The sequence below is a fragment of the Stenotrophomonas sp. YJH_SMC_8 genome (assembly GCF_059371315.1).
Genome location: NZ_JCAFUL010000013.1, coordinates 1 through 17,588 on the forward strand (window position 1 = coordinate 1; position 17,588 = coordinate 17,588).

Sequence of the window (17,588 nt, forward strand, 5' to 3'; positions counted from 1 at the left end):
GGCGGTTCAGGGAGAATCCGGCGTGGGGACCCAAGCTACTTCTCGGTCGCAAGACCTGGATCCACACGGTCGCCCACGCCGGGCTCTCGGCACCCAAGGTGCCAGATCGGCAAGAGATAAGATCCACGCCATGCGTGGATGAAATTGTCAGATATCGAATGAAATTCCGGGGTGAGCAATTCCAACAGATCGCGACGATCTGTCGAAGGCGGGGTGGGTCCGGTGGCGGGAGTGTCCGCGGCATGGATGCCGCGGCCAAGCCCCCATGGATGGGTTCACGGCGTCTCCCGCCACCGGACCCACCCCGCCCACCCACAGAAAGCCAGCTTTTGCTTCGGCTGTTGCCGCTGCTTGGAGCTTCTGCGGGTGCAGGGCGCAGCCCTGCCGATAAACCCTCTTAGTACAGCGTGCGCTCCGGCGCGCCCGCCGGCGGCGGGGTGTACTGGTACAGCCAGGTCTCGGTGAGGGTCTTGCCGCCACTGCGCAGGAACAGGCGGATATCGATCTGCTCGGTGCTGCCCTCCGGCGGCACCAGGTCGAACATCGCGCGGTAGCCGTTGATCTCGCGCAGCGGCCGCGCCGACACGATCTCGACCCGGCCACGGCTGGCTTCCACCACCGCCTCGACCTCGGCCTTGTCGATCAACCTGGCCAGCTCGCCGCCTTCGAAGTCCACCGCGAAGCGCCAGCTGAAATACTCGCGCTTCTTGCCGACCACGCCGCCCAGGCCGGTACGGCTGGCCACACAGTGCGCCAGCGGCGGCCGTGCCGGCGGCTCGGCGCCCCAGTACAGGCGGTAGCCGACCAGCAGCTCCTGGCCGGGCTGCGGTTTGTCCTTCGGGTTCCAGAACGCCACGATGTTGTCGAAGGTCTCGTCCACGGTGGGAATCTCCACCAGCTGCACCGAGCCTTCGCCCCACTCGCCCTTCGGCTCCACCCACAGGCACGGGCGCTTCTCGTAGAACACGCCATCGTCCTGGTAATGGTCGAAGTTGCGGTCACGCTGCAGCAGGCCGAAGCCGCGCGGGTTGCGGTCCACGAACATGTTGAAGCGCAGGTTGCGCGGGTTCAGCAACGGCCGCCAGATCCACTCGCCGGCGCCGGTCCACAGCGACAGGCCATCGGTATCGTGGATCTCCGGGCGCCAGTCCCAGCCCATGCGGCGGTCGTTCTCGCCCACCTGGTACATGCTGGTGCACGGTGCGATGCCCAGGCGCTCGATCGCCTTGCGCGGGTATAGCGCGCTGTCGATGTCCATCAGCAGCACATCGCCATTGGTGATCGCGAAGCGGTAGGCGCCGGCCACGCTGGGCGAATCCAGCAGGCCATAGACCACGATCGTTTCCGAATCGGCCGACGGCTGTTCCAGGTAATAGGCGATGAAGTCCGGGAATTCCTCCGGCTTGCCCATGCCGGTGTCGATCGCCAGGCCACGCGCGGACTGGCCGTACTGGCCTTCCTTGCCGACGGCGCGGAAGTAGCTGGCGCCAAGGAACGCAGCGAAGTCGCGGTCGGTGTCCTTGCGGGTGTTCAGGCGGAACCCGGCGAAGCCCAGATCGGCCGGCAGCTCGCCGTCCTTGATGCCGCTCTTGCCGTAATTGAACGCCGCGCCGTCATAGGCCAGCTCCTGCGCCTTGCCGTCGACCACGTCGAACATGCGCACCGGCGAATGGAAGTACAGGCCCAGGTGGAAGAACTTGGCCTGGAACTTGCCCGGCTGGTCGGCCCACAGGGCGTGGTCCTGGCGGTAGCCGATCGACTGGTACTGGTCCCAGTCCAGTCCTTCCAGGCGGCCCGGCAGCACCCGCTTGTGGCTCTTGTAGGGCGCCTGCGCCAGCGCGCGCGCCTGGCCCTTCAGGGTGGCGAAGTCGAACGGCTGCGGCTGGCCGAGGCGGCGCAGGCCCATCTGGCCACTCTTGCTGGCCGCGCACGCGGGCAGGGACGGCAGGCCGAATGCAGCCAGGGCGAGGGAGGCATTGCGGATGAAGTCGCGTCGTTGCATGCAGGCGCGTCAGGCACAGAAGGAAGGTCGGCCATCATAGGCAGACAAACGTTAACGGGCAGCGGAGACGCGCCCTGCCCGTTCAGCTGCCGCTGGCCGCCCGGCTCAGCGCTGGCAGTGGCTGCACCAGACGCTCGCGCGCTGGCCGATGGTGGCGTGCTTCAGTGCGCGGCCGCAGTTCGGGCACGGCAGGCCATCGCGGCCGTATACCAGCAGTTCCTGCTCGAAGTAGCCCGGCGCGCCATCGGGGCTGATGAAATCGCGCAGCGTGGTGCCGCCACGGGTGATGGCGTAGCCGAGGATCTCCTTCACCGCGTCAGCCAGCCGCTGGTAGCGCTCGCGCGAGATCTTCCCGGCCTCGCGCAGCGGACTGATGCCAGCCTTGAACAGGCTTTCGGCAGCGTAGATGTTGCCCACGCCCACCACCACCGCCTGGTCCATCAGGAAGGTCTTCACCGGCGCGCTGCGGCCACGGCTGCGGGCGAACAGGTGGTCCCCGTCGAAGGCATCATCCAGCGGCTCCGGGCCCAGCCCCTGCAGCAGCGGATGGATCTCGCCGGCCGGCTGCCACAGCAGGCTGCCGAAGCGGCGCGGGTCGTTGAAGCGCAGCAGGCGGCCGTTGTCCAGGCTGATATCCACATGGTCGTGCGCGCGCAGCGGGGTGTCGCCGGGCAGCACGCGCAGGCTGCCGGACATGCCCAGGTGCAGCACGGCGCTGCCGATGGCGGTGTCCAGCAGCAGGTACTTGGCGCGCCGGCGGATGTCCTCGATGCGCTGCCCCGGCAGCAGCTCGGCCACTTCCGGCGGAATCGGCCAGCGCAGATCGGCCCGGCGCAGGATCACCCCATGCACGCGACGGCCCTGCAGGTGCGGCGCCAGGCCGCGGCGTGTGGTTTCGACTTCGGGCAATTCAGGCATGCGGCGATTCTACGCCGGGCATGGCCCGGCGCTACCGGGACCGGTGCACCTGGCAGCGCCGGGCCATGCCCGGCGACGGTGCAGAGTCAGCGCGGCGGCGCCGCCAGCTCCCGTGCATCCAGGTAGCCGTCGCCGTTGGCATCCTGCGTGTGGAAGCGCTTCACGATCACCTGCCGCTGCTGCTCGCGGCTGATCGCCCTGCCCTTGCCGCCGGGCAGCTCCTCGGCGCCCAGCACGCCATCACCGTTGCGGTCCATGCGGTCGAAGGCATACAGCATCCACTGCACGTACTCGGCCTCGCTGACCTTGCCATCGCCATCGCTGTCCATCCGCTGCAGGTAGCTGGCAGTGTCGGTGACCTGGGCCAGCACCGCGCCCGGCACCAGCGCCGCCAGCAGCAGTCCGTACCCTGCCCTCACGCGCCCACCAGGCTGTAGCCCTTCAATCGTGCGGCGTAGGCCTGCAACGCGGCGATACCGCTTTCCTCCGCCTCGCGGCACCAGGCCTGCAGCTGATGCAGGCGCTCGGCCGCATCGTGGCCGCGTGCTTCCAGCAACGCGGCCAGGCGCCCCCGGTACTCGACCAGGGTGCGGATGCGCGGCCGTTGCGCCACCCATTCGCTCAGCTGGGCGCGGCTGTCCGGCTTCAACCAGCGGCCATCATTGACCAGGCCACGGCGCAGCCGGCGCGGCAGCAGGCGACGCAGCTTGGCCCCGGCGTTGGCGGCCTCCTCGCGCAGGGCCGGCATGAACACATTGCGCTGGTAGTCGGTCATCGCCTGGAAGCGGTGCGAGAGCAGCGCCTTCAGCGTTTCGGCATCGGGCACAGCGATGTTCGGGCGTACGTCCATGGCCGGTGCAACGCGAAGCACCTTGGCCAGGCGCAGCGCCTGCAGCAGGCGGATCGCACTCCAGCCGATGTCGAATTCCCAGCGCCGCATCGCGAAGCGCGCCGAACTGGGGAAGGCATGATGGTTGTTGTGCAGCTCCTCACCACCGATCCAGAGCCCCCACGGCGTCAGGTTCGTGGAGGTATCGGCCGATTCGTAGTTGCGGTACCCCCACCAGTGACCCAGGCCATTGACCACACCTGCGGCCCAGAACGGGATCCACGCCATCTGGATCGCCCACAGCGCCACGCCGGGCAGGCCGAACAGCACGCTGTTGATCGCCAGCAGCAGCACCGGGCCGAGCGTGGCGTGCGGGGTGTACAGGTGGCGCTCGATCGCATCATCCGGGGTGCCACGCCCGTACTGCTCGATGTCCGCGCGCATGCCGCGCGCCTCGCGGTACAGCTCCACGCCATGCCAGAACACCTTGCCGATGCCACGGGTGACCGGGCTGTGCGGATCGTCCTCGGTTTCCACCTTGGCGTGGTGCTTGCGATGGATGGCCACCCACTCGCGGGTGATCATCGAGGTGGTCAGCCACAGCCAGAACCGGAACACGTGGGCCAGTGCCGGGTGGAAATCGACCCCGCGATGGGCCTGGCTGCGATGCAGGTACAGGGTCACCGAGAAGATGGTGATCTGGGTGAAGACCAGCAGCACCGCCAGCATGGCCCACCAGCCCAGGCCCAGCACACCACCGGTCAACAGGGACATCAGGGCATCGGGCATGGCGGCTCTCCGTATCGACGCGGGGATGGCAGACATCATGGGCGCTTGCGTTGCAAACTGCATCCCTGCGGCGGTGATTGCCACCGTCATCCGTGGCACCGTTCACAGTTGGGGACCTGAGTTGTCGAGCCTTGATCCACGCGCCAGCACCATGACTGCCGCCCCGCCCGTTGCGGAGCTGCCCCCCTTGATCGAACTGGACCGCGCCACGGTGGTGCGCGGCCAGGTGAAGGTGCTGCACGGGCTCAGCCTGCGCATCGCGCAGGGCCAGCACACTGCCCTGCTCGGCCCCAACGGTTGCGGCAAATCGACCTTCATCAAGCTGATCACCCGCGAGCTGTACCCGCTGGCGCAAAGCGACGGCTCGGTGGCCGTGAAGGTGCTGGGCCAGAACCGCTGGCAGGTGGACCGGCTGCGTTCGCAGCTGGGCATCGTCACCGGCGATCTCAGCAGCAACCTGGCCGACATGCCGGGACTGACCGTGGAACAGGCGGTGCTGTCCGGCTTCTTCGCCAGCTACGTGGTGCCGGCCTTCCGCGAGGTGACTGCCGACATGCGTGCACGCGTCGGTGAGACACTGGCGATGACCGGCGCGCTGGCACTGCGCGAGCGCGCCTATGCCGAGCTGTCGGCCGGCGAGACCCGCCGGGTGCTGATCGCCCGCGCGCTGGTCAACCGCCCGCAGGCGCTGCTGCTGGACGAGCCCTCCACCGGTCTGGACCTGGTCGCCCGCGAACAGCTGGTGGCGACCATGCGGGTACTCGTCCAGCAGGGCATCACCCTGGTGCTGGTGACCCACCACATCGAAGAGATCATTCCTGAGATCGAACGCGTGGTGCTGCTGCGCGACGGTCGCGTGCTGGCCGATGGCACCCGTGCCGAGCTGCTGCGCAACGAACCGCTGTCGGCGGTGTTCGGCGGCGCCATCACCGTGTGCGAGCAGGAAGGCCGGCTGACCGCGTACGCGGGCTGAGACGGAGCCCTCGAGGGAAACAAGGGGCTTGGAAACCGACGGGCCTGGGAAACCGATGGGCCCGGAAACCGACGGGCCTGGGAAACCGGCGGGCTCGGAAACCGGCGGCGGTAGAGTCGACTGTTAGTCGACTATCGCGCGCAGCGCGGGATCTTTGCGATTCAGGCGAAAGGCAGTCGACTAACAGTCGACTCTACCCCGTCGTCATGTCATTCCCCGTCGTGATGCCATCCCCCCGTCATGGCATCCCCCGTCACGCCATCCCCCGTCGTGATGCCATTCCCCATGTGATGCCATTCCGTCGCCATGCCGGTGCAGCGGGCCGGAACCCGGCCCGCTGCACCCAGCCTCAGAACCTCAACGCCAGCGCGCGCGATTCGATCGGTGCCATCCGGCTCTGGTCCTGCAGCTGCAGGTCGCGCAGCTCGTACGGCGCGCCGAAGCCAGCCGGCAACGCGGCCTGGTCGAACGGCAGCACCAGCTGGCCACGCCCCGGACCATCGAACCACGCGGCCGCATGCGCCTGCGCGACCGGCTTCAGCTCGCCATCGCGGCCGGTGGCATACAGCGTGCCACGCGCCTCGTAACGGCCAGCGGCGGCTACCTGCATTGGCAGTGCGACCTGTCGACTGGCCGGGTCCGGCGCCGCCTGGCCACTGAAGCGCGCTGTCGGACGCGCCACCGCGAAGGCGACCTTGCCATCGCGCAACACACCATCGGCCTGGGCGAACACCTGCAGCTCCCACAACCCCTGCGCGTTGCCGACATCAGCCGGAATCCGCACCTGCGCACGCAGGGCACCATCGGTGGTGCGCAGCAGGCGCTGCGGCCAGCTGCGGCCGTCCGGCGCAACCAGCAACGCTTCACCGCCCAGGCTGCTGCGGCGTGAGGCCAGCGTTGCGGGAGTAGCGCCGTCTTCCAGCAGGCGCGCCTGCAGCTGCAGGTTGCCACCGGCCAGCACCTGCCCTTGGTTGGCCTGCACCTCCAGCCGCAGCGGACTGTTCGGCTCCAGTACCTGCACCACGTAGCGGCCCTGTGCCTGCGCGCTCTGCAGCGTGTACGCACCGGCCGCACTGGTCGCGCCGGTACGCAGCATGCTGCTGCCATCACTCACCGGCATACCGGCCTCCTGCAGCGCGCGCGCGTCGACACTGCGGGCCACGCTGCTGCGGCCTGCCGGGTCGCGCACCTGCAGCGAGTTGGCCGGCACTGCACGCGCGCCTTCTGCCGGGCTCAGCTGGATCACCGCATCGGCGGCCGTCAGCGGCAGGTCGAGGCCGCGCTGCAGTTGCGTGCCATCGACCTGCTGCCAGTAGCTGCGGCTGACCGAGGCATACGGAGTCGCCGCCTGCAACGATTGCGCCGGGTCCAACGCCCAGGCGAAGGACAGCGGTGCGCGTTCGCTGTCATCGGCCGGCAACGGCGCGGCAACCAGCGCAGCGGGCACCTGATCGCCGGCACGTGCGGCATTCAACGGCTGCGCAGCCTGCGCTGTGGAAAGGGACAGCACCGCCAGCACCGCGCTGGCCAGCAGGGTGGAATGGATCGTCATGGTCGTCTCCCTCACTGGGTCAGGTCGTTGCGCAGGATCGTGCCAAGGCCGAAGCACTCGCGACGGCTCTGGTTGTGGCTGAGCGGCTCTGCCCCCTGGGTGCGCTGCGTGTCGGTGAACCAGGTGGTACCTGCGGCCTTCTGGCTGCTGCACTCCAGGAAGCCGTCGGAGCAGGACGACAGCCAGTTCTGGGTGAACTCCAGGCCGACATTGGCGGCATAGCCCCCGCAGTAGCTGTTGCTGTCCCACACCGCCGATTCGACATCGCTGCCGACCACCGCGCGGAACGGTTTGGGCAGCGCCGGGCGGCCTGCGGTGCCATACAGGTTCTGCGCGTTGTAGGTCGCCATGCTGGCCAGCTGCTGCTGGCGCACGGCGTCGTTCTTGTAGCCCAGCAGCCAGCCCAGCGAGGTTTCAAAGGTATTGCCGTTGAGCACCGCATCGGCCAACGGCGTACCGGCCGAGGAAGGTGCCAGCGCAGTGACCTTGCGCACCGTGCGGATGATCTTCGGATAGCGGCTGTCGTAGGTCGGGTTGGACAGGATCCAGCGCACCACGTTGCCGCCGTTGGAATGGGTGATCACCACCAGCTGGGTGATGCCACGGCTGTCGATGAAGCTGGTCAGCTGGTTGGCCAGGCAGCCGGCGGCCTCCGGCTTCCACATGTACTGGGTGAAGTCGCAATTGATGACAACGTAGTTGCTGCTGTTCGGCAGGCCCTGGCGCACGGTGTCGATGATGGCCGGCTGCCAGTAGTCCTGGGTGGCATTGGTCTGCGCGCCGGTGCCATGCACGAAGGCCACGCCGACCACGTCGGCGGCCTGCGCCGGCGTTGCTGCAAGCCCGAGGAGCAGGGCCAGGACGGTACTTCCTGTTGCGGTGCTGCGCATCGCTTCTCTCCCTCTGTCTGCGGATCCCCCCGACCCGGCTGGAACTGGACGGCCCTGGCGCTTGCCGTTGTGCCGATGCTCACGGTGCAGCGGCGTGAAAGTCCGTGCGCTGCGCCCGGATTCAGGAGACTGACGCCACTCGATGACGTTTTTCATATCGCGGCAATGACCATGCCGGGTCTGGCCGTATGACCGATGGCCACTGCGGTGTCGTACACGGACTGCGATCATGGCGCGATGTTTTTTCTCCGGAGCCCGTTCATGTCGCTGATTTCCCACCCTGCCCGCCCGCTCCTCGGCCTTGCCGTGGCCGTGGCCCTGGCCGGTTGTGCCGCCACCGCCGCCAAGCCGACCGCCGTCGAAGCCAACATCACCACCAAGGCCGTGGGCTATCTGGACAAGGATGCGGTCCCGGCCAGCCTGGACCTGGTGCCGGCGCCGCCGGTGGCCGGTTCGGCCGCCCTTGCCCTGGACGAACAGGTCAGCCGTGAAGCCCGAGCACTGCGTGGCAGCCCGCGCTTCGCCCAGGCCGGTGTCGATGCCGAACTCGGCTTCCCGGAAGGCGCCAACCACTTCTCCTGTGCCGCCGACATCGACGTCGACGCGGTGAAGACGCCGGCGCTGTACCGCCTGCTGGAGCGCAGCCGGATCGACGCCAGCGCCGCCACCAAGGCGGCCAAGAACCACTACCAGCGCCCACGCCCGTTCATGGTCAACGGTGAGCCGACCTGCGCGCCGAAGGATGAAGAGGGCCTGCGCAAGAACGGCTCCTACCCGTCCGGCCATACCTCGATCGGCTGGGCCTGGGCACTGATCCTGTCGGAGATCGCACCGGACCGCGCCGATGCGATCCAGGCCCGTGGCCGCAACTACGGCGAGAGCCGCCTGGTGTGCAACGTGCACTGGCAGAGCGACATCCTGGAAGGCCGCTTCATGGGCGCCGCCGCCGTAGCCCGCCTGCACGACAATGCCGCGTTCAACAAGGATCTGCTGGCCGCGCGCAAGGAGATCGCCGCCGCTCGCAAGGCCGGCCTGCATTCCAGCCGTGACTGCGCCACCGAGAACGCGGTGCTGAAGGTGCGCCCGCAGAGCGCGTTGTAAGCGCACGCCGGATGGACTGTTGCCGGCCAGCGGCCGGCACTACCGGTTGCGACGCATGGGTAGCGCCGGGCCATGCCCGGCGGACACCGAACACAGAAGGGCCGGCATTGCGCCGGCCCTTCTTCATTGCATCAACGCAGCAGCTGCATCAGAACTTCGCGGTGAACTCCACGCCCCAGGTACGCGGCTCGTTGAGGAAGCCGGTCAGGTTGTTGAAGTCGATCGCGCCGACCACGCGGGTCTGGTTGGTCAGGTTGCGGCCGAACACGGCCACGTCGTACTGGCCGTAATCCCAGTTGTAGCCCAGGCGCAGGCCGCCTTCCAGCGAACTACGGCCGCGGAATTCCGGCGACTCGTAGATGAAGAAGTTAACCGCGCTGCGGTAGGCCCAGTCGGTGTAGGCGTACAGCTCGCTGCCATCGCTGAGCGGGAAGCCCACGCGCAGGGTCGCGTTGTGGATCCACTTCGGTGCCTGCGGCAACGGGTTGCCGTTGACCAGCGCATAGGTCTGGCCGTTGATCACCGTGGTCGGGTCGGTAATGGTGCAGCCACCGCCGCAGATCGCCACCGCCAGGTTCTTGTCCTTGATCTCGGTGTCGTTGTAGCTGCTGCCGAAGGTCAGCAGGACGTTGTCGGCCAGGTAGGCCTCCAGGTCCAGCTCCACGCCCTGGCCGATGGTCTTGTCGGCATTGAGCAGGGTGGCGGTGTTGTTGCTGCCGCCCACGGCGATCAGCTGCTGGCCGTCGACGTTGTAGCGGAACACGCTCAGGCCCAGGCGCGCGCGGCGCTCGAACAGGTCGGCCTTGATGCCGGCTTCATACGAGATGACCTTCTCCGAATCGGCCTGCGACAGGCCCGGCGCGAAGGCCAGGCGACCCTGGATCGACGGTGCGCGGAAGCCCTTGGCGACGCGGGCGTAGGCGTTGATGTCGTCGGTCAGCTTGTACACGCCGCTGACATCCCAGCTGACGTCGTTGACGTCGGTGTTGGCCAGGTACGGGCCGCTGACCGGGGTGCCGAACGGAACGGCCTGCAGCACGCTGGCGCTGAAGTCCTTCTTGTCCTGGGTATAGCGCACGCCGGCGCGGAGCTTGAAGCGGTCGGTGACGTCGAAGTCGCCCGAAGCGAACACCGCCCACGCCTTGTTGCGCTGGTTCTGCACCACGTGGCCGGTCTGCGGGTTGCCCGGGGTCAGCGAGTCGTAGTTGAAGTTGTTGATGGTCACGTCTTCATCGAAGTAGAAGACGCCGGCCTGCCAGTCGAAGCGGCCCCATTCGTTGGACTCGATGCGCACTTCCTGCGTCCACTGGCGGTGGTGCGGCAGGCCGTCGGCCGACTCCGACGAGAACGGAATCAGGCCCGGGCCGTAGTTGCCGGCACCGAGGAAGGCCGCACCGTAGCCGCCGTCGATGTCACCGCGGTTGAGCGATTCGGCGGTCTCGTAGCCGGTGATCGAGTGCAGCGTCACCGAGCCGAGGTTCCACTGCAGGCGCGCGCTGCCGCCCCAGGTTTCCAGGTCGGAGAAGTTGACGCCGTCGTTGGCCACCTTGTCGCGGTCGAAGTTCTCGACCAGCGAATTGCCGCCCTTCTGGATGATGTTGGCGCGGAACAGGCGCGCGGTGCCGTTGAGCTTGCGCTTGTGCAGGTTGAACAGCGCTTCGAAGTCGTCGCCTTCGTACAGGAACTGCACGCGGCCGGCGGCTTCGTCATAGCCTTCGAAGCCACTGTTGGGGGCACCGGCGCGGGTGTTGTCGACCCAGTCATCGCGGCGCTGGTAGATCGCCGAGACACGTGCCGACCAGCGGTCGGTCAGCGGGCCGCCGTAGGCGCCCTGCACGTTCCAGCTGTTGTAGCTGCCGTAGCCCACGCGCACGTAGCCGTCGGCATCCTGCGACGGACGCGCCGAATCGAACTTGACCACGCCGGCCGGGGTGTTGCGGCCGAACAGCGTGCCCTGCGGGCCACGCAGCACTTCCACGTTGGCCAGGTCGAACAGCGGGAAGCCCTTCAGCAGCGGGCTTTCCTGCACCACGTCGTCATACACCAGCGACACCGGCTGCGAGGCATTGAGGTCGAAATCGGTGTTGCCCAGGCCACGGATGTAGAAGCGCGGGAAGGCACGGCCGTAGGACGACTCGATGTTGAGGCTGGGCACGCGCGCGGCCAGGAAGCGGATGTCATCGCCGGCCGAGCCGAGCACATCCAGCTTCTCGCCCTGGATCGCGCTCAGTGCGACCGGTACGTCCTTGGCGTTCTCGACGCGGCGCTGCGCGGTCACCTGCAGGGCATCGAGGGCAACCGGATCCTTGGCAGCGGGGGTTTCCTGGGCGGCTGCTACCAGCGGCAGCAGGGCGGAAAGAGCGGCAACGAGGGGGCGCGCGACCGGAAGGCGGCCACGGGAAGTACGGGTCGGGGACATGGCGGTAGGCTGTGTTTGGAGGGGTGGTAAAACGGCGCTACCAGATAATTGTTGCAATACAGCACCTACGCCGCAAATGCCCGCCGTTCATGGCCCCGTCGCCGGCGCCCCCGGGCGCTCGCTAGACTCGGGGTTTCCACCGCGACGGACCCGCCGCCATGACCCAGTGGTACTTCCATGCCTCCGCCCAGGCCGAGCGCATCGGCCCGCTTGATGACGAGGCCGCGCGCCGCTACGCGCAGGCCAATCCACGCGCCCTGGCCTGGTGCCAGGGCATGAGCGGGTGGACGCCGATCGCCGAGGTGGCCGAGCTGCAGGCGCCGGCCCCGGGCATGCCCAACACCCCGCCGCCGGTGCCGGCAGGCACCAGCGGTCGCGCCGACGACATCGAGTTCCGCATCGTCGGCCATGAAATGCAGTTCGTGGAGATCGAGCTCGACCCCGGCGAGAGCGCCATCGCCGAGGCCGGCGCGCTGATGTTCAAGGACGCCACGGTGCAGATGGACACGGTGTTCGGCGCCGCCAACGGCGAGCAGAGCGGGTTCATGGGCAAGGTGATGGCCGCAGGCAAGCGCGTGCTGACCGGCGAGAGCCTGTTCGCCACCGTCTACACCCAGAGCGGCCATGGCAAGGGCAAGGTCGCGTTCGCCGCGCCCTACCCCGGCACCGTGCTGGCGATGAAACTGGACCAGCATGGCGGGCGCCTGATCTGCCAGAAGGACAGCTTCCTGGCCGGTGCCCGCGGCGTGCAGATCGGCGTGCAGTTCCAGCGCAAGATCATGACCGGCCTGTTCGGCGGCGAGGGCTTCATCATGCAGAAGCTGGAAGGCGACGGCTGGGTGTTCATCCACGCCGGCGGCTGCGTGGTCGAGCGCGAGCTGGCTGCCGGTGAACGCCTGGACGTGGACACCGGCTGCGTGGTGGCGTATCACCCCACGGTGGACATGGACGTGCGCCGGGTCGCCGGCATCAAGAGCATGCTGTTCGGTGGCGAGGGCGTGTTCCTGGCCACGCTGACCGGGCCAGGCAAGGTCTGGTTGCAGTCGCTGCCGTTCTCGCGCCTGGCTGGCCGCATGTGGATGGCCGCACCGCAGGGCGGTGGCCAGAGCCGCGGCGAAGGTTCGGTGCTGGGGGGTCTTGGCCGGATGCTGGACGGCGACAACCGGTTCTGACCGTGCCCGGTAGCGCCGGGCCATGCCCGGCGAGCACAGCGGCACCTGAACCATCCGCCGGGCATGGCCCGGCGCTACCCACGGATTTTGCGGCTTCGGTATGCTGGCGCCCTTTCCCGAGTCCGGCGCCGCGAGCGCACTGCCGATGAGCCTGTTCCGCCCCCGCATGCTGCTGTCCGTCGCCCTGATCGGCCTGCTGGCCGGCTGCGGCGGTGATCCGGTCCGCCCCACGCCGCCGCCGGCCCCCACCGTGGTGCCGCAGGCCAAGCCGGTGAAGATCGGTATCGCGCTCGGCGGTGGCGCGGCCAAGGGCTTCGCCCACATCGGCGTGATCAAGATGCTGGAAGCCAATGGCTTCGAGCCCGCGGTGGTGTCCGGCACCAGTGCCGGCAGCGTGGTCGGCGCGCTGTATGCCAGCGGCATGGACGCCTTCCAGATGCAGAGCAAGGCGGTGGCGCTGGATGAAGCCAGCATCCGCGACGTGCGCCTGTTCTCCGGTGGCCTGGTGCAGGGCCAGAAGCTGCAGGACTACGTCAACGAACAGGTCGCCAACCGTCCGGCCGAACGCCTGAAGAAGCCGTTCGCCGCCGTCGCCACCCAGTTGGAAACCGGCGAGCGCGCGATCTTCGTGCGCGGCAACGTCGGCCAGGCGGTGCGCGCGTCGAGCAGCATTCCCGGTGTGTTCGAGCCGGTGAAGATCGGCGGTCGCAACTACATTGATGGCGGTGTGGTCAGCCCGGTGCCGGTGGATGCCGCACGCCAGCTCGGCGCCGACTTCGTGATCGCCGTGGACATTTCCAGCAAGGCCAGCGGCAAGGCGCCGACCGACATGCTGGGCATCGTCAACCAGTCCATCTCGATCATGGGCCAGCGCCTCGGCGAGCAGGAACTGGCGCGCGCCGACATCGTCATCCGCCCGAAGGTGCTGGACATCGGCGCTGCCGATTTCAGCCAGCGTGGCACCGCGATCCTGGAAGGCGAAAAGGCTGCGATGGCAGCGATGCCGCAGATCCGCGCCAGGATCCAGCAGCTGCAGCGCGCGCGCGCCGCCGCGGCCGCACCGGCGCCGGTGGCTGCCCCCAAGTGCGAGGAAGCCTCGCGCCTGGGCAAGCTGATGGGCCGCAAGGACAAGTGCTGAGGGCAACCCGCTCCATGCGGGTCACCCCCAGGGACCTCACGACGGGTCAGGCGCCGATCTGGGCCAGTGCGTCGTTGGCTGCGGCCGTCACCGAGCTGCCGTAGCCATGGATGTACGAGCCGTTGCAGACCAGCGTGGCGTGCAGAATGACGCCATTGATTTCGGCCTTATCGAAGTTGCAGCTCTGGCCTGCCGCTGTGGAATAACGCATCAGTCGCATGGCGATGACGTTGGCGTCATCGATGCTGGCACCGAGCCCACTGATGGACCAGCTCTTCAGGGTCTGCGTGTTGCCGCAGTCGTAGCGGAAACGGAACCCCCAGGATTCCGGATAGTACGAACCCTGCAGGGGCGCTGAGCAATGGGTACCCGTGGCCGCCATTTCCGTCGCGATGGCCAGCGAGTTGCGCGCCGCGGTGGTGGGTGAGTTACCCACGCCGGCAATCGGCCAGCCATTGCAGACGAACTGGGCGAAAACACCCTTGCCGTAGGCACCACTGACGATGCTGCTGGCATCCGCGCTGCAGCTCACGCCAGCCTGCAGCACCGCCATGAAGCCGTTGAGGTTCTCCACCGCTTCATTGACCGAGACGCCGATTCCATAGACATAGCCACCATTGCACTGGCGCTTGGCCAGCGTCGACGAGTTGCTGGTCATGCCGACGAATTCAGTGGTACCGCAACTCAACGCCAGAGGTTGGGCATTGGTGATCTGGGGGGAAGCACCTGCAGCGGCCGGCATCAGGCCAGCGGCAAGCAGGGCAATGACAGGAGCAAGGCAGACTTTCATGTCGATCTCTCCGGACAGGGTTGTCCAGTGAGTCTAGGAAGGCCGATCGCGTCACTCTGTCAGATGTTCATCCGTCTCACCGTAGGAAAATGCCTTGTGTCGTCCAGGATGCAAAGCAAGTCACGCTCTCCCACATCCGCCAGCTGATCATGGCTCCAGCTGCGACAGCGGCAATGCCTGGAATCCCTTCACCGTGCGCAGCACGAAGCTGGAATTGGCATCGGCCACGCCGCCGGCATTGAGCAGCCGGTCCAGCAGGAAGTGCGAGAAGTGCTCCAGGTCGCGCACGTAGACGTGCAGCAGGTAATCCATGTCGCCGGTCAGTGCATGGCAGGCCACCACTTCATCCCACGCTTGCACGCTGTCCACGAAGTGGCCGATGGCGGCCTGGTCGTGCTTTTCCAGCTGCACGCGCACGAAGGCCTGCAGGCCCAGGCGCAGCTGCCGCGGTTCCAGCCGCGCACCGTAGCCGACGATCACGCCCTCGCTTTCCAGCCGCTGCAGGCGGCGCAGGCAGGCCGAGGGCGATAGGTTCACCCGCGTCGCCAACTCGGCGTTGGTGGCGCGCCCATCCCGCTGGATTTCAGCCAGCAGGCGTATATCCGTGCGATCGAACTGGACTTCTCCGGCCATTGTTGCCCCGCAACATGGTGAGTACGCAATGATCTTGCGCCAACAAGGCCATTCGGCGCAACTTTTGCAACCCTGTTGCGCGAGCTCTGCCCTAGCATCTTGGGTATCCCACCCAGGAGTGCCCCATGGACCTCGCCCAGCCCCGCCGCGTCGAACACCAGCAGACCGACAAGGGCTACGTGCCGGTGTACACCACCGCGCTCGTCGAGCAGCCGTGGGACACCTATAGCGCAGACGACCACGCCACCTGGAGCACGCTGTACCAGCGCCAGCGCGAGCTGCTGGTCGGCCGCGCCTGCCAGGAATTCCTGGATGCACAGGACGAGATGGGCATGAGCGCGCACATGATTCCGCGCTTCGACCAGCTCAACGAAGTACTCGGCGCCGCCACCGGCTGGACCCTGGTCGGCGTCGAAGGCCTGCTGCCGGAACTGGATTTCTTCGACCACCTGGCCAATCGCCGCTTCCCGGTGACCTGGTGGATCCGTCGCCCGGACCAGATCGACTACATCGCCGAGCCGGACCTGTTCCATGATCTGTTCGGCCACGTGCCGCTGCTGATGAACCCGGTGTTCGCCGATTACATGGAGGCCTACGGGCGCGGCGGCGTCAAAGCGCACGCGATCGGCCCGGATGCGCTGCAGAACCTGACCCGCCTGTACTGGTACACGGTGGAGTTCGGCCTGATCGACACGCCCGAAGGCCTGCGCATCTATGGTGCCGGCATCGTGTCGTCGAAGGGCGAATCGCTGTACTCGCTGGAATCGGCCGCGCCCAACCGCATCGGCTTCGACCTGCAGCGCATCATGCGCACGAAGTACCGCATCGACACCTTCCAGAAGACCTACTTCGTCATCGACAGCTTCGAGCAGCTGATGCAGGCGACGTCGCCGGACTTCACCCCGATCTACGCGGCACTGGCCGACCAGGCGCACTTGCCCGCCGGTGACGTGCAGAGCGATGACCGCGTGTTCCAGGAGGGCACCGGGGAAGGCTGGGCCGACGGCGGCGACGTGTAAGTACACAACGCGCACGGCTTTGCACTGGAAACGGCGCACATAAGTGCGCCGTTTTCGTTGTTGCCTGCCTGCGCCATTGCAGCGGCGCAGGCGAGGGCAGGGCACTCAGGCGTCCACGGCCCGGCAGGAACCACGCACCATCAGCTGTGGATGCACGCTGGCCGCAGTCGGGGCCTCAGGCACCTCGGTCTGCACCAGCATCGCCGCCGCCATGCGGCCGATGTCGGACACATGACGGCGCACCGAGGTCAGCGGTGGCCACAACCGCGAGGCCAGCGGGCTGTCGTCGTAGCTGACGATCGACAGCTGCTGTGGCACGGCAATACCCGCGCGCAGCGCAACCTGGTAGACACCGGCCGCCATCTCGTCGTTGCCGACGAAGATCGCGCTGGGGCGTTGCCCGCCCATCAGCAGGCGCTCTGCGGCATGCACGCCGGACTCGAAGGTGTCGTCCGCTTCAAGTACGCGCTCACCCGGCAGGGTCAGGCCCACCTGTGCCAGCCGATCAAGGAAACCATGGGTACGTTCGCGTGCGGCCCGCCGGTCACCCGGTCCGGCGATCACCGCGATGTCACGATGGCCGAGCGATAGCAGGTAGCCCGCTGCAGCGGCAGCACCATCGCGGTCATGGGTGACCACGGCCTGGGTTTCATCCTCCGAAGCATGCGCATCGATGCGGATGTAGCGGCAGTCGATCTCGTCCAGCATCTGCGCCAACGGCACCGATTCCGACGCGCGCGGGCCGAGGATCACCCCATGCAGCTTCTGCTGCTGCACGAAGCGGCGCACGCCGTGCGCGCAGTCCGGAGACTGGCTGTCGCAGGGATGCACGACCAGCTCATAGCCGGTGCCGCGCAGCGCTTCCAGCGCGCCGTGCTGCAGATCGACGATGCATTGGGCGCCCGGGTCGTCATACACCAGGCCGATCAGGAAGGAGCGGCGGAACGCGAGTCCGCGCGCCAGGGGGTCGGGCACGTAACCGACCTCGCGCATCAACGCCTCGACCTTGTCGCGGGTGTCTTTGCGCACCAGCGGTGAGTTGTTGATGATTCTTGAAACCGTTTTCTTGGAAACTCCCGACAGTCGTGCGATGTCGTTGATCGTGGCAGCCTTGCCCTTCGATGCCGGCAACGCGGCATCGCTAATAATTCGCACTGACATGTATAGAACCAGGTAAGTCGGAGAAGTCTAGCCTTGCGCCCGTCGGGCGCGAAGTTGCGGAATGTCGCAGCTGGAGCGGAACACGTCGTGTTCGACACGTTCTACCGCGTGGGGTTCCATTGTGATCGCTCTACTGCATTCGCATCTGAACCGTTTTTCACGCGCGCTTGCCATGAATGCGGGTGCGACGCGCGCGATCACC

Annotated in this window: 15 protein-coding genes; 5 read left to right on the plus strand and 10 right to left on the minus strand. The window is 67.4% G+C overall.

All coding sequences use genetic code 11. The features are described from left to right. Window positions 1-397: 397 nt before the first annotated feature. The 4 genes from AC5P88_RS15745 to AC5P88_RS15760 form a co-directional block, all read right to left on the minus strand. Entirely contained in the window at window positions 398-2,002 is a 1,605-nt protein-coding gene (locus tag AC5P88_RS15745; RefSeq protein WP_495225466.1) for an OpgD/OpgG family glucan biosynthesis protein, read from the minus strand. Window positions 2,003-2,107: 105 nt separating this feature from the next. Then, window positions 2,108-2,920 carry a bifunctional DNA-formamidopyrimidine glycosylase/DNA-(apurinic or apyrimidinic site) lyase gene (gene mutM, locus AC5P88_RS15750; RefSeq protein WP_495225467.1) on the minus strand — a complete coding sequence of 271 codons (813 nt, stop codon included), beginning with the start codon at window positions 2,918-2,920 and terminating at the stop codon, window positions 2,108-2,110. An 86-nt stretch (window positions 2,921-3,006) separates the two neighbouring features. After that, window positions 3,007-3,339 (minus strand): EF-hand domain-containing protein, encoded by a 333-nt coding sequence (locus AC5P88_RS15755; protein WP_111111706.1) that lies wholly within the window; start codon window positions 3,337-3,339, stop codon window positions 3,007-3,009. Then, window positions 3,336-4,538 carry a DesA family fatty acid desaturase gene (locus AC5P88_RS15760; RefSeq protein ID WP_495225468.1) on the minus strand — a complete coding sequence of 401 codons (1,203 nt, stop codon included), beginning with the start codon at window positions 4,536-4,538 and terminating at the stop codon, window positions 3,336-3,338. The genes AC5P88_RS15755 and AC5P88_RS15760 overlap by 4 nt, the downstream gene beginning before the upstream one ends. A gap of 151 nt (window positions 4,539-4,689) precedes the next feature. Here AC5P88_RS15760 and AC5P88_RS15765 point away from each other — a divergent pair, with 151 nt between their 5' ends. Beyond that, window positions 4,690-5,511, plus strand: coding sequence for an ABC transporter ATP-binding protein (locus tag AC5P88_RS15765; protein ID WP_495225469.1), 822 nt, complete (start codon window positions 4,690-4,692; stop codon window positions 5,509-5,511). Between the two features lie 349 nt (window positions 5,512-5,860). Here AC5P88_RS15765 and AC5P88_RS15770 read toward each other — a convergent pair whose 3' ends face one another. Together AC5P88_RS15770 and AC5P88_RS15775 are read right to left on the minus strand one after the other, a co-directional pair. After that, complete coding sequence (locus AC5P88_RS15770; protein ID WP_495225470.1) at window positions 5,861-7,063, minus strand: DUF4785 domain-containing protein; 1,203 nt, start codon at window positions 7,061-7,063, stop codon at window positions 5,861-5,863. A gap of 11 nt (window positions 7,064-7,074) precedes the next feature. Beyond that, window positions 7,075-7,953 (minus strand): lipase family protein, encoded by an 879-nt coding sequence (locus AC5P88_RS15775; protein ID WP_495225471.1) that lies wholly within the window; start codon window positions 7,951-7,953, stop codon window positions 7,075-7,077. A gap of 261 nt (window positions 7,954-8,214) precedes the next feature. On the opposite strand from AC5P88_RS15775, the gene AC5P88_RS15780 reads away from it, so the two are divergent. Then, entirely contained in the window at window positions 8,215-9,054 is an 840-nt protein-coding gene (locus tag AC5P88_RS15780; RefSeq protein WP_495225472.1) for an acid phosphatase, read from the plus strand. 148 nt (window positions 9,055-9,202) lie between these two features. Here AC5P88_RS15780 and AC5P88_RS15785 read toward each other — a convergent pair whose 3' ends face one another. Then, entirely contained in the window at window positions 9,203-11,473 is a 2,271-nt protein-coding gene (locus tag AC5P88_RS15785; RefSeq protein ID WP_005407481.1) for a TonB-dependent receptor, read from the minus strand. Between the two features lie 158 nt (window positions 11,474-11,631). Here AC5P88_RS15785 and AC5P88_RS15790 point away from each other — a divergent pair, with 158 nt between their 5' ends. After that, window positions 11,632-12,645: a TIGR00266 family protein gene (locus AC5P88_RS15790; RefSeq protein ID WP_106551273.1), complete on the plus strand. Its 1,014-nt coding sequence runs from the start codon at window positions 11,632-11,634 to the stop codon at window positions 12,643-12,645. A gap of 145 nt (window positions 12,646-12,790) precedes the next feature. Further along, on the plus strand, window positions 12,791-13,783 hold the full coding sequence (locus AC5P88_RS15795; protein ID WP_005411784.1) for a patatin-like phospholipase family protein: 993 nt from the start codon (window positions 12,791-12,793) through the stop codon (window positions 13,781-13,783). A gap of 46 nt (window positions 13,784-13,829) precedes the next feature. Here AC5P88_RS15795 and AC5P88_RS15800 read toward each other — a convergent pair whose 3' ends face one another. Next, the gene (locus AC5P88_RS15800) at window positions 13,830-14,573 is read right to left on the minus strand and encodes a hypothetical protein (RefSeq protein ID WP_495225473.1); all 744 of its coding nucleotides are present in this window, start codon (window positions 14,571-14,573) and stop codon (window positions 13,830-13,832) included. Between the two features lie 147 nt (window positions 14,574-14,720). Next, window positions 14,721-15,206 (minus strand): Lrp/AsnC family transcriptional regulator, encoded by a 486-nt coding sequence (locus AC5P88_RS15805; RefSeq protein WP_014645428.1) that lies wholly within the window; start codon window positions 15,204-15,206, stop codon window positions 14,721-14,723. Between the two features lie 125 nt (window positions 15,207-15,331). Between AC5P88_RS15805 and phhA the strand changes: the two genes are divergently transcribed. Then, window positions 15,332-16,225 (plus strand): phenylalanine 4-monooxygenase, encoded by an 894-nt coding sequence (gene phhA, locus AC5P88_RS15810; RefSeq protein WP_495225474.1) that lies wholly within the window; start codon window positions 15,332-15,334, stop codon window positions 16,223-16,225. Window positions 16,226-16,330: 105 nt separating this feature from the next. Here phhA and AC5P88_RS15815 read toward each other — a convergent pair whose 3' ends face one another. After that, window positions 16,331-17,386, minus strand: a complete 1,056-nt coding sequence (locus tag AC5P88_RS15815) for a LacI family DNA-binding transcriptional regulator (RefSeq protein ID WP_111203942.1) — start codon at window positions 17,384-17,386, stop codon at window positions 16,331-16,333. Between the last annotated feature and the right edge of the window lie 202 nt (window positions 17,387-17,588).